Source organism: Pelomonas sp. KK5 (assembly GCF_001984095.1).
In the GTDB taxonomy this organism is placed as follows: Bacteria; Pseudomonadota; Gammaproteobacteria; order Burkholderiales; family Burkholderiaceae_C; genus KK5.
This window is the reverse complement of the sequence record NZ_LYVQ01000528.1, coordinates 1-681: the sequence shown is the minus strand read 5'-3', so window position 1 is coordinate 681 and position 681 is coordinate 1. Positions and strand designations below refer to the sequence as shown.

Sequence of the window (681 nt, the reverse complement as noted above, 5' to 3'; positions counted from 1 at the left end):
GAAGCTGTACGACACGCAAAAGCTGTCGTCCGAAGCCAAGGACGTGCGCGTCTCCTTCTTCAAGAAGGCTTCGCTGGCCGACGGCATCAAGGGCCTGAAGGAAGGCAGCGCCTTCCGCTACATCGCCCAGTCGGGTATCGAGGCTTCGGAGCACCATGAAGGCGCCCTGACCGAGAACATCGACCACGCCAGCTGGGTGTCGATGAACGTCGACCGCGCCGTCGGCGAAGTCAACAGCCGCGTCCAGTCGGGCCTGAGCTTCCTGGCCACCGTCGGTTCGACCTCGCCGTTCATCGGCCTGTTCGGCACGGTGTGGGGCATTCTGCAAGCGCTGACCGCCATCGGCGTCGCCGGCCAGGCTTCGATCGACAAGGTCGCCGGCCCGGTGGGTGAAGCGCTGATCATGACCGCCATCGGTCTGGGCGTCGCCGTTCCGGCCGTGCTGGGCTACAACTGGCTGGTCAACCGCAACAAGAACGTCATGGGCCAGGTCCGTGCCTTCGCCGCCGACCTGCACGGCGTGCTGATGGGCAACCGCAACGTTGCCAAGCGCTGATCTAAGTCCGGTACCGGAGAACCCATCATGGGAATGAACGTCGGATCCTCTTCCGGCGATGATGAAGTCGTATCGACGATCAACACCACGCCCCTCGTGGACGTGATGCTGGTCCTGCTGATCAT

The 681-nt window shown here is 63.4% G+C and carries 1 protein-coding gene and 1 pseudogene; both read left to right on the top strand.

Going from position 1 to position 681, the window contains the following annotated elements:
• A partial coding sequence (locus tag B0W88_RS32140) for a MotA/TolQ/ExbB proton channel family protein (protein WP_077038447.1) occupies positions 1–556 on the top strand: 556 nt, incomplete at its 5' end.
• 27 nt (positions 557–583) lie between these two features.
• A pseudogene (locus tag B0W88_RS32135) lies at positions 584–681 on the top strand (biopolymer transporter ExbD); the annotation flags it as partial.